The sequence below is a fragment of the Micromonospora sp. M71_S20 genome, from assembly GCF_003664255.1.
Classification (GTDB): Bacteria; Actinomycetota; Actinomycetes; order Mycobacteriales; family Micromonosporaceae; genus Micromonospora.
In genome coordinates, this window is the sequence record NZ_RCCV01000001.1 from 4,610,760 (window position 1) to 4,629,894 (window position 19,135).

A 19,135-nucleotide genomic window follows, 5' to 3' on the forward strand; every position below is an offset into this window, starting at 1 on the left:
CGTCAAACTTTGACCACACCCCGCCCCACACAGGGAGTAATTAACGATGGCGAGAAAAGTAATCACGGTCCTGACCGACGACCTCGACGGTGGAAAGGCCGACCGGACCGTCGAGTTCAGTCTGGACGGCGTGGCCTACACCATCGACGTCTCCGACGAGAACGCGGGCGTGCTGCGCAAGGCCCTCGACCCGTACATCAACGCTGGCCGGCGCATCGGTCGCGGAACGGCCGACACCGGGCGGGCACCCCGCCGGGCAGGCGCGCCGGGCGGCTCGGGAATGGACCGGGAGCAGAACCGGGCCATCCGGGAATGGGCCACGAAGAACGGCTACAAGATTTCCGAGCGCGGCCGCATCCCGGTCGAGGTCGTGGAGGCGTACAAGAACCGCTGACCGGTGCCGGGCTCACGCTCGGGCGCGCGCGGGGTCACGCTGAGGAATCAGCGCGGCCCCGCCGGTCTTTTCCCACGGCCGTCCATTCGCACGACCGGCACCCGGCCGCGGGTCCATTGTCAGCCCGACCCATTAGCCGCTCCGGCCATCGGCGAGTCTCCGGGACGCCCCGGGCCGACCGACAACCGGACGCCCGCCGACCTCACGACCGTGATCATCGCCACGATCGCACCGGTGCGACCGGAGATCGCCGAACGTCCCGAGTGTAATGAGCGACAGCTTTGTCGAGCATTACCTGCACGGATCTCGGGGGTGGCGGATGACGCGATGGTGGAGCCAGACGGCCGGCGGGTTGCCGCGCACCTTCTGGTACCTCTGGACGGCCACGCTGATCAACCGGCTGGGCAGTTTCGTCGCCATCTACCTCGGCGTCTATCTGGTGTCGGTACGTGACCTCAGCCCCGCGTACGCCGGGATCGTGATCGGGTTGCACGGGGCCGGCAGCGCGGCGGGAGGCGTGCTCGGCGGGATCGTCGCGGACCGGTGGGGGCGACGGCCCGCCATGCTCGCCGGGAACGTCGCCGCCGCGACCGCGGCGGCGGCGCTGGGCCTCAGCGGGCACCCGGCGGCGCTCGCGGCCCTGACCCTGTTGCTCGGGCTCTTCCTCGGCGTCGCCCGGCCGGCCTTCACGGCGACCATCATCGACGTGGTGGGCGAGCGGGACCGGCTGCGGGCGCTGACACTGAACTACTGGGCGATCAACATCGGGTTCGCCGTCGCCGCGACCGTGGCCGGCCTGCTGGTCCGGGTCGACCCGCTGCTGCTGTTCGCGATCAACGCGGCGGTGCTCCTCGGCACCGCCGCGCTGATCGGCCTGAAGGTGCCCGAGTCGCGCCCCGCCCCGGTGACCGTCGGGCAGTTCACCCGCGCCGATTCCGGCGGGCTCGGCACCGTGCTGCGGGACCGGGTCTTCCTGACCTTCACCGCCCTCACCGGGCTGGCCTGGCTCTGCGTCCAGGGCAGCGTGATGCTCCCGGTGGCGTTGCAGGCCGACGGACTGCCGGCGTCGGCGTACGGGCCGGTCATCGCGGTCAACGGCCTGATGATCGTGCTGGGACAGCTCTTCGTGCCCCGGCTGGTGGGCCGCTTCGACCGGTCCCGCACCATCGCGGTCGCGGTCGTGGTGATCGGCGTCGGGTTCGCCCTGACCGCCCTGGCCGACGTCGTCTGGTTCTACGCGCTCACGGTGGCTGTCTGGACGCTCGGCGAGATGCTGATGACCCCGTCGAACTCGGCGCTGACCGCGGACCTGGCGCCGGCCGCGCAGCGCGGTCGCTACCAGGGCGTCTATTCGCTCGGCTACGCGTTCGCCAGCTTCGCCGGGCCGACGGTGGGCGGGCTGGTCGCCGCCCGGTTCTCCACCGACGTCCTCTGGCTGGGCCTGTTCGGGTTGGCTCTGCTGGTGGCCGCCGGCAACCTCGCCGCGGTCCGGCCCCGGGCCCGGCGGATCGCCGCCCTGCGGGCCGCCGCGACGCCGACGGTTCCGCGCGAGGCGGCGGCACTGGTGTGAGCGCACCGGCGGGGGCCGCCGAGGTACGCCCCGGACCGCCCCCCGCCGGTGGTCAGCCGACCTCGATGCGCACCACGTCGAAGGCAGGGGTCTGGTTGGCCCGCTCCATCATCGGCACCCGGTGCGAGCCGTCGCCGGCCCAGACCGCGCACTGGGCGGTGCCGGATCCGGGCAGCCCGGGGATCTGGATGACCACGTCGTCGGGCTCGGCGCCACCACGGCTGTCCTCGGTGGCGACGAAGAACGCCGGCACCTCCTGCGGCTCCGGCGGCTGCCGGAGGCTGTCCAGCATCCGGCAGGCGGTGTGGAAGTGGCCCCGCACCAGTCCCTGCTCGTTGAGCAGCGAGCTCTCCACGTAGTACCCGCCCTGCCCGGCGGCGAGGAAGCGGTCCCGCACGAGGTTGCGGGTGGAGACCCGGAGGGTGAACGGCTGGTTCGCGTTCACCCGGTCGGGGAACTCGGTGATCAGCAGCGACGGATTGTTCGCCGCGGCGCCGACCTCGCCGAACGCGGTGCTGACGCAGCGGTTGCCGTTCTGGAAACCGTCGTGCGGCTGCAACCGGCTGTCGTCGCAGTCGTTCGCGATCACCCCCAGCCCGGCACCGGGCCCACCGTTGTCACCACCACCACCGTCGTCACCACCGCCGCCGTTGTTGCCACCGCCATTGTTGCCACCGTTGTTGCCGCCGCCGTCGTTACCGGTCGGGGCCACCTGGCACTCGGCGAGCCGGGCCAGGCCCTGCGGCCGGGGGCCCACCCGGTCGATCGCGACGGTGATCCGCCCCAGCGTCGCCCGGCGCTTGCCGGCCAGCGGCTGGAGGATCGAGGTGCGGACGAACTCCTCGCCCCGCCGGCCCTCGGCGGCCAGCCGCCGGTCCGCCTCGGCGATCTGGGTCTGCAACAGGTTCAGGTTCCGGTCGACCTCGGCGCGGGCGCGGTCGGGCACCCGCGGGAGCCGGCTGGCCACGTCCGGGCAGGCCACGGCCGAGCCGCCGTTGTCGGCGCCGCCGCCCCGCGTCTGCTCGCACTCGGCGACCGACTGCTGCCCGTCCCCCCAGTGGTTGCGCACCCACCGGCCGTCCTGCCAGGTCCGGCTGGTGCCCCGCCCGCTCGGCGCGGTCGCGCCGGGGCTGGGCTCCACGCAGGCGGCGGAGGCCGGTCGGGTGGAGGTCGACCGGCGGTCCTCGGCCGACGAGATCTGGGTCACGGCGACGATCCCGCCGAAGACCGCGAGCGTGCCGACGACGGCCAGCAGTCGCTTGCTCCGCGCGCTACCGGATGACCGGCGCGCCCGTGTGGACCTGCGCATCGAATTGCTCTCCTTCGCGATCCGGTGGTTGGTTCGAGATCTCGGCGGACCGACGGAATTGAGGCGGCACACCCCGACGGGGGCCGTCGCGGCGAACCGGTGGCACGTCGATGGCCGACGATGCCCTTTCCGCACCGTCCGCCGCGCCGCGCGGCGCGGTCGGGGAGATCCTGTCCATTCCCGCAGGAGTACGGGACGTCCGGCGCGAAGGTTCAACGCGATTCGGGGAATTCGGAAGGGGCCCAGGCATCGACCGGTGACGTGCGTCGGGCCGGCGACCGGTGGCGCGCCGAGGCGCAGCGGTCAGTCCGCGCAGAGGTGGGCGAACGCGAAGCCGCCCGTCATGTCGCCGTGCCGGGACTCCAGCCGCCGGATCTCGGCGAGCAACTCGTCCCAGGGCGTCAGGACCGGCCCGGCGGCGTCCGGCGCGCGCAGCCGCTCGCCGACGGCCACCGCCGCCAGGTCCTCGGCCAGCCGCCCCGGATCCACCCCGGCCGAGACGCGCTGGGCGTGCACCGTCACCCGCTCCACGAGGCAGGCGTCGGGGCGCACCCGCACCCAGCTCCACCCCTCGGCCGGCCCGCCCGTCCAGCGCAGGTGCAACCCCCGCACGATCGGGTCGGCCAGCCGCCGCGCCACGTACGCCTCGACGGCGGCGGCCCGGGCCAGGGCGCCGAGGTCGTTGACGTGCCCGGTCCGCCCGTCGGGCAGCCGACCGAGGATGTCGCGGAAGCCGACCGGGGGCACCCCGGTGTCGTCGGGCTCCCCTGCGTCGAGGGCCGCGTACGCGCGCGCGTCGATCACGTACGTCACGATCCGGCGCCCGTGCTCCGCGGCCCGCAGCGTCGACGACCCGATGCGCAGGACCGCCAGGCCGACCGCCTCGGCCACCGCGTTCTTCAGCCGCTCGACCCGCTGCCCGGCGGAGCCGGGGGCCGCGACGGGGCCGATCTCGACGGCGAAGACCGGCCGGGCCGTGTCGGCGGCGCAGACGACGAGGTCGTAGCCCTCCCGGCTGGCCGTGCTCCACTGGCTGCCGGTGACGCCCGGCGGACGCCCCTGCACCAGTTCGCCGAGCCGGCGGGGGCCGTGCACGAGCTGGCCGTTACGGGCGAGCAGCGGGCCGCGCCCACCGTCCCCCGCGACCGCGCGCAGCCAGGAGCCGTCCCCACCACCGGTGCCCGTCATCCGCCTGATCCGTCCGTCCCGCCGCCGATCGGAGGCCGACGCGTCGGCCGGGGCGAGTCTAGGCCGTCGATCATGACCGGCGTGGTGGTGGTGTCCTCCCCCGGGACGTACGACCGCAATTCGCTTGAGGTCCCCCGCCCGCGCCGGTGGGATGGGCGGGTGAGCGTCTTCCTCTCCACCGGGCGGCTGGTGCTGCGCGAGTTCACCCCCGACGACGCCGACCTGCTCGTCGAGCTGGACGGCGACCCCGAGGTGATGCGGTACCTCACCGGCGGGCGCCCCACCCCGCCCGAGACGGTCCGGCAGCGCGTCCTGCCCCGGATCCTTGCCCACTACCGACGACCGCCGGGACTCGGGTGGTGGGCGGCGCTGCGCCGGGGGTCGGGCGACTTCCTGGGCTGGTTCGAGTTCCGCCCGACCCGCGACGGCGACGCCCGCGAGGTGGAGCTGGGCTACCGGCTGCGCCGCTCCGCCTGGGGTGTCGGCCTCGCCACCGAGGGCTGCCGGGCGCTGATCGACACGGGCTTCACCGCGCTCGGCGTGCAGCGGGTCACCGCGAACACGATGTCCGTCAACGCCGCGTCGCGTCGGGTCATGGAGAAGTCCGGGCTACGGCTCGTGCGGACGTACGTCGGGGACTGGCCGGAGACGATCGACGGCGCGGAGCACGGCGAGGTGGAGTACGCGCTGACCCGGCAGCGCTGGCTGCGCCGCGACGCCGACTAGGCCGGCGCGGGCCGCCCGGGTCACTCCGCCCCCATCACCAGGCCCTCGATGGTGTGCTTCTGCCGGATCGGCGTCAGGGCGTCGACCACCGGGCAGGGCAGGTGGGCACGTACCTGCTCGGGCAGGCCCGCCCAGTACTCCCGGGTGACCGCCATGTCGTGGTGCTCGGCGTTGCCCGCTCCCGGCGCGTCGACGCCGAGCACCAGCACCGGGCGGGACAGGGTGGAGACGTTCGGGGTGCCGCGGTGGATGGTGAGCGCGGACCGGGCGGAGATGTCGCCGCGCTGCGGGTACTTGCGGACCGCCCGTTGCGCGTAGCGGGGGTAGCGCTCCCGGGGCGGGAACATCTGGTGGTCGAAGTCCCGTCCGTCGTCCCACTGGGTGCCCGGGGCGATCTCGAACGGGCCCATCTCCTCCACCGTGTCCACGGTGGTGAGGTTGAAGGCCAGCGAGGTCAGCCGCCGCTGCCGGCGGGTGTCCTCGGGCATCGGGAAGTCCCGGTGCCACGGCTGCATGGCCGCGCCGGGAAACGGGATGTCGAAGCCGAGCTCGACGATCTGGTAGTCGGGCCCGAGCACGGCCCGGCACACCGACACCACCCACGGGTGGGTCACCAGGTCGACGAAGCCGCGCAACTGCTCGGGGTGGATCTCCACGTACCACCGCTGCGGACCGCGGCCGACCGCGCCGTCGGGACGGGAGCGGGCCTCCCGGAAGGCGGCCTCGATGTCCTCGCCGACCCGGTCCACCCAGTCCACGGCGAAGGCTCCCCGACATGCGGTGATGCCGTCCCGGTAGAGGTCGCCGAGCGCCTCCAGGGGGACCTCCTCCTCGACGGGGGCGGCGGGCTGGTCGGTACGCGGCGCGGGTGCGGTGGAGTGGGACCTCATCGAACCTCCTGACGGGACCAGCCGAGTATTACAACGTTGTAGAGACGTCGCAAGGGATGCCCGGGCCGCGACCCCTGCGGCGGGTCGGGGCATGATCGACCGGTACGCCGGTGGTCGGCGCACGGGACCGGGGAGGTGCGCGGGGTGCGGGTCGTTTCGCTGGTGCCGTCGCTGACCGAGGCCGTCGCCCTGACCCTGCCGGGTCTGCTGGTCGGCGCCACCGACTGGTGCACCCACCCGGCCGGGCTGGACGTGGCGCGGGTCGGCGGGACCAAGTACCCGGACCTCGACCGGGTGCGCGCGTTGCGACCCGACCTGGTCCTGCTCAACGTCGAGGAGAACCGCCGGGAGGACGCCGACGCGCTGACCGCCGCCGGTGTGCCGGTGCGGGTGACCTATCCGCGTACCGTCGACGAGGCGCTGACCGAGCTGGCGGAGCTGCTCCGCGACCTGGGCGCCCCGGCCGAACCGGAGTGGCTCGCCGTGGCCCGCCGGGCGTGGGCCGGGCTGCCCGCCGACCGACCCGCCCGCCGGGCGGTGGTGCCGGTCTGGCGGCGGCCGTGGGTGGTGCTGGGCGCCGACACCTTCGCCGGCGACGTGCTGCGCCGGCTCGGCGTGACCAACGCGTACGCCGACGACGCCGAGCGCTATCCCCGGCCGAGCCTCGACGAGCTGCGCGACCGCGCGCCGGAGCTGGTGGTGCTGCCCGACGAGCCGTACCGCTTCACCGCCGACGACGGGCCGGAGGCGTTCCCCGGCACCCCCTGCGCCCTGCTCTCCGGCAGGCACCTGACCTGGTACGGCCCGTCGCTCGCCGAAGCGCCCGCCGTGCTCTCCGCCCAGCTCGCCGACCCGGTCGTGCACCCGGGCTGACCGCCGCGGCCCCACCTCGACCGGTCACCCGCGCGCCCGCCGGCGTCGTTCCCGACGGGCGTCGGCGATGCTCCACCCGATCGCGACCGACAGCGTCAGCACCACCACCGCGAGGGTCAACCAGACCGGCAGCTTGCCGACCGGCGTCTCGGCCAGGATCAGCTTCGCCCCGGCGAAGGCGAGCAGGAGGGCCAGCCCGTACCGCAGGTAGCCGAAGTGCCGCAGCAGCCCCGCCAGGCAGAAGTAGAGGCTGCGCAGACCGAGCACGGCGAACGCGGTCGCCGTCCAGACGAGGAACGTGTCGGTGGTGATGGCCAGGATCGCCGCCACCGAGTCGATCGCGAAGACCACGTCGGTGGCCTCGATCGCGACCAGCGCCACCAGCAGCAGCGTGGCCCTGCGCCGGCCGTCGACCCGGACGGTGAACCGGCCGCCGTGGAAGCCCGGCTCCGTCGGCACCAGCCGCCGGAACACCCGCACCGCGACGATGCGGTCGGGGTCGACGTCCGGCTCGCCGCGTACCGCGAGCCGCCACCCCGTCCAGATGAGGAAGGCGCCGAGCACGACGCCGGCCCAGGTCAGCCGCTCCAGCAGCCCCGCGCCGGCGAAGATGAAGGCCAGCCGGAACGCGAGCGCGCCGACGACCCCCCAGAAGAGCACCTTGTGCTGGTACGCGGCCGGCACCCGGAAGTACCCGAACAACAGCGCGAAGACGAAGACGTTGTCGACGGAGAGCGCCTTCTCCAGCAGGTAGCCGGAGAAGTACGCCCCGGCCGGCTCGCCGCCCCGCCACAGCCAGATGACCAGGCCGAAGGTGAGCCCCGCGGTGATCCAGACGCCGCTCCACAGCAGCGCCTCGCGCAGCTCGATCACGTGGTCGTCGCGGTGGGAGAGCAGGTCCACGGCGAGCATGACGGCGATGACCGCGCCCACCGCCGCCCAGGCCCAGAGGGGTGCCGCGAACGTCGCCTCGTCCACCCGGCGTCCTCCGCTTCCCCGACGGCGGCTCCGCTCCCGACGCCCTGACCCGGCCGGCCCGGGTACGCCCCGGCGGCCTGCGGCGCGGGCCGCCCCGATGGCCCGGAGGCGGGCCCGGAGCGCGTCCGATTCGAGCCTAGGCGAGCCGCCCACCGGCCGACGGCGGTCCGGGCAAGTCGATGCCACCGGCCCGGACGGTTCGATGCCACCGGCGGGCCGGACGGCTCGATTTCACCGGCGGGCCGGCCCGCACGGCTTTCAGGCAGACCGGACCGGCACGGGGCGTCAGGGGGACCGGCCCGCCCAGGCGTCGTGCGGACCGGGCCCGCACGGGCGTCAGGCGGACCGGGCCCGCACGGGCCCTCAGGCCACCGGGGTGATCCGGGCCGTGTCCGGATCGGTGAGCGTGGTGTCGTCGACGTCGTAGGCGAGGGTGCTGGTCACCCGGACCACGCCGCTGACCTGCCCCGCGAGCCGGCCTGCCAGCTCGACGGCGCTGCGCCGGTCCAACCGGCCGTCGAGCGTCACCTCGCCCCCGCGCACCCGTACGGTGACCAGCCCGTCCCGCACCGCGAGCACCCGGCGCAGCACCTCCTGCACCACGTCCTCGCGGATCTCCGCGTCGGTGCGCAGGTGCACCCGCAGCAGGTCGCCGCGCGTGACGATGCCGACCAGCCGGCCCAGATCGTCGAGCACCGGCAGCCGCTTGACCGACTCCCGGTCCATCTGCCGCGCGGCGGCGGAGATCGTCGCCTCCGGCCAGGTCGCCACCGCCGGGGCGGTCATCAGGTCACGCGCCAGCAGCGCCTCGGCCTTCTCCCGGACAATGCGGCGCCTACGCCCCTCGAAGACCCGCCGCTCGTCCGGGCGGCCGGCCCGTTCGACCTTGTGCAGCAGGTCCGACTCGGAGACCACGCCGAGGACCCGACGGGAGCCGTCCACCACGGGCACCCCGCTGATGCCCCGCCGGACCAACGCGTCGACGATCTTCCGGTAGGGGGTCTCCTCCCCCACCGTCGCGACCTCCCGGGTCATCACGTCGCCCACCTGCCACGTCCTCATCGCGACCTCCCTGTCGTTCCCACCGCGACGCTACGGCCGCGGCGGGCCGCCGGGTCAGGGCCGCCGGACCGGGCCGGCACGGCCGGACGGACCGGTACGGGAGGGGTCGAAGGTCCCGGTCCGGTGGGGCCCGGTCGGCCCTGCCCGACCGGCGCCGGCGGGCGTCCAATGGAGTTGCCACCGGAAAGCGCGGTGCCAGGCACACGAAGGGACGTGGAGACAATGGCCGCGACGATCGAGCGCACCACCGTCGGGACCGACGCTGCGGTGGCGGAGACCCGGCACACCGGCGAGACCACCAGGGAGCGGGCCGCCCGGTACGTCTTCGCCGGCATCCGGATCGCCCTCGGGTGGACCTTCCTCTGGGCGTTCCTGGACAAGGTCTTCGGTCTGGGGTTCGCCACCGAGGCGAAGAACGCCTGGATCAACGGTGGCAGCCCCACCAAGGGCTTCCTGACCTTCGGCGCGGCCGGCCCGTTCGCGGACTTCTACCACGGCATCGCCGGGGCCGCCTGGGCCGACGTGCTCTTCATGGCCGGCCTGGCCGCGATCGGCGTCGCGCTGCTGCTCGGCATCGGGATGCGCCTCGCCGCCGTCGCCGGAGCGGTGCTCAACGTGATGATGTGGACGGTCGTCCTGCCTCCCGAGAACAACCCCTTCATGGACGAGCACCTGATCAACGCGGCGCTGCTGGTGGGTCTCGCACTGGTCAACGCCGGCGCGACCCTCGGCCTGGGCGCGACGTGGGCGAAGCTCCCGATCGTGCGGCGGTTCCCCTGGCTGCGGTGATCCGGCGCGGCACCGCCCCTCGGCGGGCGTCACCACCGGTGACGCCCGCTTCCGCGTGCCCGCCGCGGCACGCCGTCGCCCGGGGGCCGGTCGCGACGGATGCGCCGGGACCGCCGGGCATCGGCCGGACGCCATCGGGCAGGATCTCGGGTGACGGACATCAGGACCGAAACGGCAGGAGACTCCCGAATGAACCAGGCAGCAGGCGGCAAGCCCGAGGTGGGTCCGATCGAGGGCGCGCCGCCCGCCGATCTCGTCATCGAGGACATCACCGTCGGCGAGGGGCCGGAGGCCCAGCCGGGGCAGTTGGCCAGCGTCCACTACGTCGGGGTCGCGCACTCCAACGGTCGCGAGTTCGACTCCTCGTGGAACCGGAATGAGGCGTTCGAGTTCTCGCTCGGCGGTGGTCAGGTCATCTCCGGCTGGGACCGGGGCGTCGTGGGCATGCGGGTCGGCGGCCGGCGCCGCCTGACCATTCCGCCGCACCTGGGTTACGGCGACCGGGGCGCCGCCGGCGTCATCAAGCCGGGCGAGACCCTGGTCTTCGTCGTCGACCTGCTCGGCGTCCGCTGAGCGGACGATGATCCGCTGAGCGGGTGACGAACCGCTGAGTGGGCGGCGAACCGCCGGGCCACGGGCCGGCGCGGATGGCGGACGACGCCGTCGGCACCGGCCCCGCTCGCCACAGCGCCCTGAGGCCGGGCGCCGCAGGTCAGCAGGGCACCAGCTCCCGGTCGGCGCACGGGTCCACGATCGGGATGACCCGGTGCAGGCCGGTGGCCCGCAGCACCCGCTCGATCACCGGGTCGGGGCGGACCAGCACCAGCTCACCGCCCCGGGCCCGGACGCGCAGGTGCGCGGCGACCAGCGCCCGCACCCCGGCCGCGGAGAGCAGGCGGACGCCGGAGAGATCCAGCCGGAGCACGGGCCGGGCCGGGGCGTCCCAGAGCGCGGAGCGGAACGCGGCGACCGTGGCGATGTCGACCTCGCCGGTCGCCCGCACCTCCACCTCGTGGTCGGCCACGGTGATGTCCACGTGGAGCCGGTCGTCGCGCTGTCGCATACGACGAACCTATCCCCCACCTCCGACATTTCCGCCCTGCTGAGGGACCGGATCCGGGTACGCCCAGGGTCAGACCCCGAGACTCCCGGATCCCCCTCAGGGATGACGCGACGAGGGCCTGCGGGCTACACATCGGCGGGCGAGAATGAGCCGATGGTCGCCCCCCGCCGTCGCGCGCCCCGGCTGATCCGCCCCGTGCGCGAGCCCGCCACGGTCCCGCCGCCGCTCGACGGGCCGTGGACACCCGCCGACCTGCGGCTCGACTCCGTGGAGCTGCTGCCCCTGCCCGACGGTGTGTCCGGCCCGGAGGACGTGGTCGTCGACCCGTCCGGCCGGGTGGTCAGCGGGACCGAGGACGGCCGGCTCTGGTGGTGGCCGGTCGACGCGCCGCCCGGCACCCGACCCCGGCCGCTCGCCGACACCGGCGGCCGGCCGCTGGGGGTGGAGGTCGACCCGCTCGACGGCAGCCTCGTGGTCTGCGACGCGTACCGGGGGCTGCTGCGGGTGACCGGTGACGGGGCGGTGCGCGAGCTGGGCGGCCTCGGGGCGAGGGCGCACCTGGCCGACAACGTCACCGTCGCCCGCGACGGCACGGTCTACTTCACCGACTCCTCCGACCGCTTCCCGCTCGCGCACTGGAAACGGGACCTGCTGGAACACCGACCCAACGGGCGGGTCCTGGCGTACGACCCGCGCAGCGGGCGCACCGACGTCGTCCGCACCGGGTTCTACTTCCCGAACGGGCTCGCGCTCACCCCGGACGAGTCGGCGCTGATGCTGGTCGAGACCGCCGCCCATCGACTGGTGCGGGTGGCGCTGGCCGACGGCGCGGTCACCGTGCTGGCCGACCTGCCCGCGTACCCGGACAACCTGACCCCGGTGGGCGACGGGACGTACTGGATCGCGTTGCCCAGCCCCCGCGTGCCGGTGGTCGAGCGGCTCTTGCCCCACCCGCGGCTGCGGCAACTGGTGGCGGTGCTGCCGGCGGCGGTGCAGCCGAAACCGCTGCGCTACGGCCTGGTGGCCCTCGTCGACGGCGAGGGGCGGGTGCTGCGGACCCTGCACGGCCCCCGCGGGACCTACGACATGATCACCGGCGTCCGCCAGCACGGCGACCGCCTGTGGCTGGGGAGCCTCACGGGTCCCGGGGTGGCCCGGGTGCCGCTGGGCTGAGCCGCGACGCCGGACGGGGTCGGCGCGGAACGCCTCGGTGCGGTCGACGCGCCGGGGGACCGGCCCGCGTGGCGGCGGACCGGTCCCCCGGGTGTGCGTACGGTCGGCTCAGCCGCCGCGGACGGACGGCGCCGGCGCCGGCGAGCCCCCGGCCACCGCACCGGGGTGCGGCACGGGCGACGGGGACGGCCGCAGCCCGGCCGGCACGGGCAGCGCGCTGCCCTTGACGAACTCGTCCCAGCTGACGTTCCAGGCCGTCCAGCCGTTGCCCTCGGTCAACGGCACCTCGGTGCCCTTGACCGTGACCAGGTCGCCGACCTGGGTGACCCCCATCAGCCAGTCCGCGGCGGCGGCGGAGACGTTGGTGCAGCCGTGCGAGACGTTGGTGCTGCCCTGGTCCCCCTCCGACCACGGCGCCCCGTGGATGAACTCGCCGCCCCAGGTCAGCCGCTGGGCGTCCTCGACGTCGACCACGTATGGGTCGGCAGAGCCCCGCGTGTCGAACGTCGTCTGCTGGTGCTTCTCCATGATCACCATCTTGCCGCTGGAGGTCGGCGTGCTCGGCTTGCCGAGGCTGACCGGGATCCGGCGGACGACCTTGCCGTCGCGCAGCACCGACATCTGCTTGGTCGCGTTGTCGATCTCCAGGGCCACCTGCCGGCCGATCCGGGAGGTGGCGGTGCGGTCGGAGTCGCCGACCCGGTCCTTGCCGATCGGCAGGCCCTCCAGCCCGGCCCGGACGCTGATCCTGGTCCCCGGGCGCCAGAAATCGGGGGCCCGGTAATAGGCCTGACTGCCGTCGGAGACCCACGACCAGGCGCCCGGCTGCGGCGGGTCCGTCTTCACGAACAATCGGCGCTGCACGTCGTCCCTGGCCTCTTTCGGAATGGGTGGGTCGAACGCCACGGTCACCGGCATGGCGGTGCCGTACGTCCGGTCGCCGGCGAAGTACAACGTGCTGGTGATTTCCGGCTTCGTCGATTCCGGCATCGTGGTGAAGGTGGTCCTGCGGGTCGTCGTCGTACCCGAGTCGCCCGTGGCGGTCACCTCCGCCGTGTAGGTGCGCCGCGGCTTCAGGGGCGCCTTCGGCACCCAGCCCGAGCCGTCCTCCCGGGGCTCCGCCGCGACCTGTGCGCCCTTGTCGTCGGTGATCCGCACGGCGGTGACCTTCCCGTTCCTTACCGCGGTCCCCACCTCGGCGGTGATCGGCACCTCGCGGGCGCGGTCGGTGGGCGTGACGGTCAGCTCCGGCGCCGCCGCCTGCCCCTCGGCCGGCCGGGCACCTGGTTTGCGGTCGGCGGTGCACCCGCCGAGGGCCAACGGCGCGGCCGCGATGGTCACGGCCAGCACCGTCAGTCGCCGCCTCAACTCCATGATGCGTCCCCCCGTTGATTGGTGTCCCTCAGCCACATTCTCTCCACGCCGCGCCGGACGGGCGCGCAATTTCGGAGGAATCGCGAAAGCAATTATGGGAAGCATTTTCCCGCACTGCGCGGAATAGGGCCGCACGCGCCGGTTTCCGGGTCCGTCCGGAATCGTCCGACGCGCCACCGGCCGGCCCCCGGACTGCCGCCGCGTCCCGGTTCGGGCGACGGCGTCGTCGGTGTCGGCGGACAGCCTCGCCCACCCGCGATCGGCGGCGAGGCGAAGCCGTGCGGCACGACGCGGTCCGCCGCCGACGGGGGGCGGGACCCGCGCCGGTCGTCGTCAGCCGTGGTTGCGTTCCCACCGGCCGCCGACCGGTGGGGTGTCCAGTCGGGTGGCGGAGTCCGCGTTGCCGGCGAAGTCGTTGTCCTCGACCCGGCAGTCCACGCAGCTGCCCCGCTCGGTGATCCACAGTCCGTGGTTCTGCGTGCTGGGCTCCCGGCTGTCCCAGATCCGGTTGCCCCGGATGGTGGCCGACTCGACGGCCGCGTTGATCGCGATGCCGGCCCGCACCGGCGGCCCGGCGGGCAGCTCGTACCGGGTACCCGGCGCCGGAGTGGCCCCGCTCCACCCGCTCGGGGAGTCCGGCCGGATCGGCGCGAGGGTGAGCTCGGTGTCGTCGTTGGCCGCCACCACGGCGATCCGCTCGCCGACCCGCACCACCTTGCCCCGGTGGCCGTCGTTCGGCCAGTTCGCCCGCCGGTTCACCACCGACTTCTCGGTGTACCGCACCGAGTCCCCGTGTTCGCTCGTCGCCGGCGCCCACTGCCGTCCGTTGTTCCGGATCCGGTTGGCGACCAGGAAGGCGTCGCGGACCGGACGGTCGATGCGGATGGCGTCGGCGCTGTTGCCGTAGAAGTCGTTGCTCTCGATGACGATCTCCTCGGCGGTCCGCTCCTCGGACCCGCCGAGGTTGCGCTGGTGGTAGCCGTACCGGCCGTTGCCGCTGATCCGGTTGCCGCGGATCGTGTACGGGCCGGGGGTGTTGCCGATGCTGACCCCGTCGCGCAGGTTGCCGTCGATGACGCAGTCGGTGAGGATGCCGCCCCGCCCGGCGGTGTGCGTGGTGCCCTTCGCCGAGACGTGGAAGCCCGCCTCCAGGTTCCCGGTCATGGTGCAGGAGGAGACGATCAGGCCGTTGGCGCCCCAGTCGGAGATGCCGAAGCGGTTGCCCTGGGCGTGGCAGCCGATGATCCGCACTCCCCGGGGACGCAGGTGGTCCGCCTCCTGCAACTCCAGGAAGATGCCGTTGGTGGCGTTGGCCACGGCGCTGCAGTTGACGATGTTGAGCCGCTCGACGCTGCCCCAGCCGCCGATGCCGACGCCGATGCCGGCCCCGCCCATCTCGGTGCCGCTGTCCAGCCGTCCGCACCCGACGACCAGCACCCCCTCGATCAGGCAGTCCTGGAGGAAGTCGCAGCCCAGGCCGGTGGCGGCGGTGTGGTGGATGTACAGGTTGCGGAAGATGCCCCGCACGACGTACTGCAAACCGAGCCCCTTGGCCAGCGGGTTGTAGTCCGCCGACGCCACGCCCGAGCCGTCGATCTCGAAGTCGGAGAAGGTGCAGTCGGCCAGGTGCCGGTTCCGGTCGGCACCGTGCTCGTTCGTGGTGTAGAAGGCCAGCGGCGCCGGGTCGGCGCGGTTGCCCGAGTTGCTGAGCACGAAGCGGGTCGCCCCCGGGCCGGCGCCGACGAGCGACACCCCGGTACGCCACACGGTGCCCGAGTCCCGCATCGAGTAGACCCCGGGCGGGCAGTAGATGATCCGGGCCCGGCCGTCGGCGGCGTACGCGTCGCCGAGCCGGTCCACCAGCGCGGCGAGCGCCGGCTGGTCGTTGGCCACCCCGTCGCCGATCAGGCCGTGCTCCCGGGCGTCGCAGAGCAGCGGGGCGCCAGCCACCGCGTGACGGCGCACGCCGCCGGCGGAGGGCATGTCCGGATACGCCACCTCGTCCTCCCCTCGGCGAGACTGCCCGGCCCGCATTCCCGGCCCGTCCCCCGGGAAACGCGGGCCGCGACGGCGACGGCCCCGGCGCCGCCGGGAGGCGGAGCCGGGGCCGTCGCGGCCGGGGTCAGACGTTGGCGATCAGCACCGCCGGCCGCTCGACGCAGTCGGCGACGTGCCGCAGGAAGCCGCCGGCCACCCCGCCGTCGCAGACCCGGTGGTCGAAGGTCAGGCTGAGCTGCGTCACCTTCCGCACCGCGAGCTGCCCGTCCACCACCCAGGGCTTGTCCACGATCCGTCCCACCCCGAGCAGCGCCGCCTCCGGGTGGTTGATGATCGGGGTGGAGCCGTCGACGCCGAAGACGCCGTAGTTGTTGAGCGTGAACGTGCCGCCGGTCAGCCGGGCCGGGGGCAGCGTGCCGGCCCGGGCGGCCGTGGTGGTCGCGGTCAGCTCGGCGGCCAGTTCGGCGGTGGTCAGCCGCTGCGCGTCCCGCAGCACCGGCACGACCAGCCCCCGGTCGGTCTGGGCGGCGATGCCCAGGTGCACCCCGGCGGACTGGACGATCCGCTGGCCCTCGGTGTCGACCCGGGCGTTGAGCTGCGGGTACCGGCGCAGCCCGGACAGGCAGATCCGGGCCAGCAGGGCCAGGATGCTCACCGGCGCGTCCGGGGTCGCCGCGTTGATCGCCGCGCGGGTCTCCAGCAGCCCGGTGGCGTCCACGTCCACCCAGATGGTCACCTCGGGGATCTCCCGCCGGCTGCGGGAGAGCTTGTCGGCGATCGCCTTGCGGATGCCGGTCAGCGGGACGACCAGGTCCTCGGCGCCGGGGACGGCCGACGGGGCGGGCACGTCCGGCACCGCGGCGAGCCGGGCGGCGGGCGTAGCCGCCTCGGCGACGGCGGCCTCCACGTCGGCCCGGCGCACCACGCCGCCCGGGCCGGTGCCGCGCAGGGTGGCCAGGTCGAGGCCGTGCTCGCGGGCCAGCCGGCGCACGATCGGCGAGATGACCAGGGGTGCCGCCGCGCCGTGCGGGCGGTCGGCCGAATCGGCCGCGGTCGCCGCCGGGGCGGGAGCCGCCGGCGGACCGGCCGGGGTGGGCTCGGGTGCGGCCACGAGACGGGGCCGGCGACGCCGCCGCCCCGCGCCGCCGTGGCCGGTGCCGTACCCGATGAGGACGTTGCCGGAGCCGGCCCGTTCCTCCTCGCGGTAGGTGGCGTGCCCGGCGGGCTCGTCGCCGGCGCCGCCGTCCAGCGGCGCGATGGTGATCAGCGGCTGGCCGACCGGGCGGGTCTCGCCCGCCGCGCCGTGCAGCGCCACGACCCGCCCGGCGTACGGGCAGGGCACGTCGACGACGGCCTTGGCGGTCTCCACCTCCACGACGCTCTGGTCCACCGTGACCACGTCGCCCACGGCGACCCGCCACTCGACGATCTCGGCCTCGCTCAGCCCCTCGCCCAGGTCGGGCAGGAGGAAGACCTGCGCCCCGTCCACGGTGGTCACGCCGCGCTCCCCCGGCTCAGCCAGCGCCCGTCGGGCTGGTCGTCCCACTGGAGCCGGGCCACCGTGTCGAGCACCCGGTCCACCGACGGCAGGTGGGTGTGCTCCAGCATCGGCGCCGGGTACGGGATATCCAGCCCGGACACCCGCAGCACCGGGGCGTGCAGGGCGTGGAAGCAGCGCTCCTGGACCCGGGCGGCGATCTCGGCGCCCACCCCGGCGAAGCCCTGCGCCTCCTGGATCACCACGCACCGGCCGGTACGCCGGACCGAGGCCGTGACGGTCTCGTCGTCGAACGGCACGATGCTGCGCACGTCCACGACCTCGAGGTCCCAGCCCTCCTCGCGGGCGGCCTCGGCGGCCTCGAGCGCGACCGGCACCGCCGGCCCGTAGGCGACGAGGGTGGCGTCGCGGCCGGGGCGACGCACGACCGCCCGGCCGATCGGCGCGGCGGTCGCCGGAAGCTGCGCCTCGGCGCTGGAGAAGTAGAGCTTCTTCGGCTCCATGAACACGACCGGGTCGGGATCGTCGATCGCCTGGCGCAGCAGCGAGTACGCGTCCTCCACCGTCGCCGGGGTGACGACCTTCAGTCCGGGGGTGTGCGCGTAGTAGGCCTCGCTGGAGTCGCAGTGGTGCTCGACGCCGCCGATGCCGCCGGCGTACGGCACCCGGATGACGATCGGCACGCTGAGCGCGCCCCGGGTGCGGTTGCGCAGCTTCGCCACGTGCGAGGCGATCTGCTCGAACGCCGGGTAGGCGAACGCGTCGAACTGCATCTCGACCACCGGGCGCAGCCCGGACATGGCCATGCCGACGGCGAAGCCGACGATGCCGGCCTCGGCGAGCGGCGTGTCGAAGCAGCGCTTGTCGCCGAAGCGGGCCTGGAGGCCGTCGGTGATCCGGAAGACGCCGCCGAGCGCCCCGACGTCCTCGCCGAAGACGACCACCCGGTCGTCGTCGAGCATCGCGTCGGCGAGCGCGGCGTTGAGCGCCTTCGCCATGGTCAGGGCGGCCATCAGCGCTCACCCTCCTCGTCTGCGGCGGCGGCCAGCTCGGCGCGGACCTGCTCGCGCTGCTCGACCAGCTGTGGAGTGGGCTCGGCGTAGACGTGGTCGAAGAGGCTCATCGGGTCGACCGTCGGCTGCGCGTTCATCCGGGTGCGCAGGTCGGCGGCGTACGCCTCGGCCTCCTCGGCGACCGCGGCGACGGCGGCGTCGTCGAGCGCGCCCCGGGCCCGCAGGTACGTCTCCAACCGGACCACCGGGTCCCGGTCCCGCCAGGCCTCGACCTCGGCGCCGTCGCGGTAGCGGGTCGCGTCGTCGGCGTTGGTGTGCGCCTCCATGCGGTAGGTGTGCGCCTCGACCAGGAACGGGCCCTTGCCCGAGCGGGCGTGCTCCACCGCGCGGGTGAGCACCGCGAGCACGGCCACCGGGTCGTTGCCGTCGACCTGTTCGCTGGGCACCCCGTAGCCGACGCCCTTGTACGCCAGCGACGGCGCGGCGGTCTGCCGGGACAGCGGGACGCTGATGGCGTACCGGTTGTTCTGCACGAAGTAGACGACGGGGGCCTTGAACACGGCGGCGAAGTTGACGCCCTCGTGGAAGTCGCCCTCGCTGGTCGCCCCGTCGCCGATGAACGCCAGCGCGACGGTGTCGCGCCCCTGGTACGCCTCGCCGTAGGCCAGCCCGGCGGCGTGCACGCACTGGGTCGCCAGCGGGGTGCACTGCGGGGCGGTGTGCCGCTCGGCGGGGTCGTAGCCGCAGTGCCAGTCCCCGCGCAGCAGGGTCAGCACCTCGACCGGGTCGATGCCCCGGCTGACGAGGGCCATCGACTCCCGGTAGGTCGGGAAGACCCAGTCGGTGTCGCGCAGGGCGAGGACGGCGCCGACCTGGCAGGCCTCCTGCCCGCGCGAGGACGGGTAGACGGCCAGCCGGCCCTGCTTGGTCAGCGCGGTGGCCTGGACGTCGAAGCGGCGGCCGACGACCATCCGCCGGTGCATCTCGACGAGCGCCTCGACGGGCGGCTCGGGGTAGTCGGCGGGGGCGCGCAGCGGCGTGCCGGTCGGATCGAGCAGGCGGACGGGCTCGGTGGCCGGCAGCAGCGGCTTGGCCGGGTCGGGCGGGGTGGCCGCCCGGCGGCTGCGCGGGGATGCCCTGCGGACCGCCTCGGGTGTGGTCGTCACGGCGGGACCTCCTGGACGTGTGGTGGGCCTATGCTCCTGCTGTCGGATGATTGACTCAAGATCCAGGACAA

General features: G+C 74.3%; 18 protein-coding genes. 7 read left to right on the forward strand and 11 right to left on the reverse strand.

Annotated elements, in window-relative coordinates:
- Positions 1-46: 46 nt before the first annotated feature.
- Together DER29_RS19770 and DER29_RS19775 are read left to right on the forward strand one after the other, a co-directional pair.
- Entirely contained in the window at positions 47-394 is a 348-nt protein-coding gene (locus tag DER29_RS19770; RefSeq protein ID WP_121398678.1) for an Lsr2 family protein, read from the forward strand.
- Between the two features lie 319 nt (positions 395-713).
- The gene (locus tag DER29_RS19775) at positions 714-1,964 is read left to right on the forward strand and encodes an MFS transporter (RefSeq protein WP_121398679.1); all 1,251 of its coding nucleotides are present in this window, start codon (positions 714-716) and stop codon (positions 1,962-1,964) included.
- A 52-nt stretch (positions 1,965-2,016) separates the two neighbouring features.
- On the opposite strand, the gene DER29_RS19780 is transcribed toward DER29_RS19775, so the two are convergent.
- Positions 2,017-3,273 carry a hypothetical protein gene (locus DER29_RS19780; protein ID WP_121398680.1) on the reverse strand — a complete coding sequence of 419 codons (1,257 nt, stop codon included), beginning with the start codon at positions 3,271-3,273 and terminating at the stop codon, positions 2,017-2,019.
- Between the two features lie 303 nt (positions 3,274-3,576).
- A complete protein-coding gene (locus DER29_RS19785) occupies positions 3,577-4,461 on the reverse strand; it encodes a hypothetical protein (protein WP_121398681.1) in 885 nt (294 codons plus the stop codon).
- Between the two features lie 72 nt (positions 4,462-4,533).
- Here DER29_RS19785 and DER29_RS19790 point away from each other — a divergent pair, with 72 nt between their 5' ends.
- The gene (locus tag DER29_RS19790; protein WP_199729367.1) at positions 4,534-5,187 is read left to right on the forward strand and encodes a GNAT family N-acetyltransferase; all 654 of its coding nucleotides are present in this window, start codon (positions 4,534-4,536) and stop codon (positions 5,185-5,187) included.
- A 20-nt stretch (positions 5,188-5,207) separates the two neighbouring features.
- Here the strand turns inward: DER29_RS19790 and DER29_RS19795 are convergent, their stop codons facing one another.
- Positions 5,208-6,077 (reverse strand): phytanoyl-CoA dioxygenase family protein, encoded by an 870-nt coding sequence (locus tag DER29_RS19795; RefSeq protein WP_121398683.1) that lies wholly within the window; start codon positions 6,075-6,077, stop codon positions 5,208-5,210.
- 144 nt (positions 6,078-6,221) lie between these two features.
- Here DER29_RS19795 and DER29_RS19800 point away from each other — a divergent pair, with 144 nt between their 5' ends.
- Entirely contained in the window at positions 6,222-6,950 is a 729-nt protein-coding gene (locus DER29_RS19800) for a helical backbone metal receptor (protein ID WP_121398684.1), read from the forward strand.
- Between the two features lie 24 nt (positions 6,951-6,974).
- Here DER29_RS19800 and DER29_RS19805 read toward each other — a convergent pair whose 3' ends face one another.
- Together DER29_RS19805 and DER29_RS19810 are read right to left on the reverse strand one after the other, a co-directional pair.
- Positions 6,975-7,862, reverse strand: coding sequence for a TerC/Alx family metal homeostasis membrane protein (locus DER29_RS19805; RefSeq protein ID WP_199729482.1), 888 nt, complete (start codon positions 7,860-7,862; stop codon positions 6,975-6,977).
- A gap of 429 nt (positions 7,863-8,291) precedes the next feature.
- Positions 8,292-8,990 carry a CBS domain-containing protein gene (locus DER29_RS19810; protein WP_121398686.1) on the reverse strand — a complete coding sequence of 233 codons (699 nt, stop codon included), beginning with the start codon at positions 8,988-8,990 and terminating at the stop codon, positions 8,292-8,294.
- 213 nt (positions 8,991-9,203) lie between these two features.
- Here DER29_RS19810 and DER29_RS19815 point away from each other — a divergent pair, with 213 nt between their 5' ends.
- Positions 9,204-9,779 carry a DoxX family membrane protein gene (locus tag DER29_RS19815; RefSeq protein WP_233599950.1) on the forward strand — a complete coding sequence of 192 codons (576 nt, stop codon included), beginning with the start codon at positions 9,204-9,206 and terminating at the stop codon, positions 9,777-9,779.
- Between the two features lie 189 nt (positions 9,780-9,968).
- A complete protein-coding gene (locus tag DER29_RS19820; RefSeq protein WP_121398688.1) occupies positions 9,969-10,352 on the forward strand; it encodes an FKBP-type peptidyl-prolyl cis-trans isomerase in 384 nt (127 codons plus the stop codon).
- Positions 10,353-10,491: 139 nt separating this feature from the next.
- On the opposite strand, the gene DER29_RS19825 is transcribed toward DER29_RS19820, so the two are convergent.
- Positions 10,492-10,842, reverse strand: a complete 351-nt coding sequence (locus DER29_RS19825) for an STAS domain-containing protein (protein WP_121398689.1) — start codon at positions 10,840-10,842, stop codon at positions 10,492-10,494.
- A 153-nt stretch (positions 10,843-10,995) separates the two neighbouring features.
- Between DER29_RS19825 and DER29_RS19830 the strand changes: the two genes are divergently transcribed.
- On the forward strand, positions 10,996-12,015 hold the full coding sequence (locus DER29_RS19830) for an SMP-30/gluconolactonase/LRE family protein (RefSeq protein ID WP_121398690.1): 1,020 nt from the start codon (positions 10,996-10,998) through the stop codon (positions 12,013-12,015).
- 108 nt (positions 12,016-12,123) lie between these two features.
- On the opposite strand, the gene DER29_RS19835 is transcribed toward DER29_RS19830, so the two are convergent.
- From DER29_RS19835 to pdhA, 5 genes are all read right to left on the reverse strand, one after another.
- The gene (locus tag DER29_RS19835; protein WP_121398691.1) at positions 12,124-13,389 is read right to left on the reverse strand and encodes an Ig-like domain-containing protein; all 1,266 of its coding nucleotides are present in this window, start codon (positions 13,387-13,389) and stop codon (positions 12,124-12,126) included.
- A gap of 333 nt (positions 13,390-13,722) precedes the next feature.
- The gene (locus DER29_RS19840; RefSeq protein WP_121399351.1) at positions 13,723-15,372 is read right to left on the reverse strand and encodes a right-handed parallel beta-helix repeat-containing protein; all 1,650 of its coding nucleotides are present in this window, start codon (positions 15,370-15,372) and stop codon (positions 13,723-13,725) included.
- Positions 15,373-15,511: 139 nt separating this feature from the next.
- On the reverse strand, positions 15,512-16,885 hold the full coding sequence (locus DER29_RS19845; protein WP_121398692.1) for a dihydrolipoamide acetyltransferase family protein: 1,374 nt from the start codon (positions 16,883-16,885) through the stop codon (positions 15,512-15,514).
- Positions 16,882-17,898 carry an alpha-ketoacid dehydrogenase subunit beta gene (locus DER29_RS19850; protein WP_121398693.1) on the reverse strand — a complete coding sequence of 339 codons (1,017 nt, stop codon included), beginning with the start codon at positions 17,896-17,898 and terminating at the stop codon, positions 16,882-16,884. Before DER29_RS19850 ends, DER29_RS19845 begins: the two co-directional genes overlap by 4 nt.
- Positions 17,898-19,064 (reverse strand): pyruvate dehydrogenase (acetyl-transferring) E1 component subunit alpha, encoded by a 1,167-nt coding sequence (gene pdhA, locus DER29_RS19855; protein WP_121398694.1) that lies wholly within the window; start codon positions 19,062-19,064, stop codon positions 17,898-17,900. The genes DER29_RS19850 and pdhA overlap by 1 nt, the downstream gene beginning before the upstream one ends.
- Positions 19,065-19,135 lie beyond the last annotated feature (71 nt).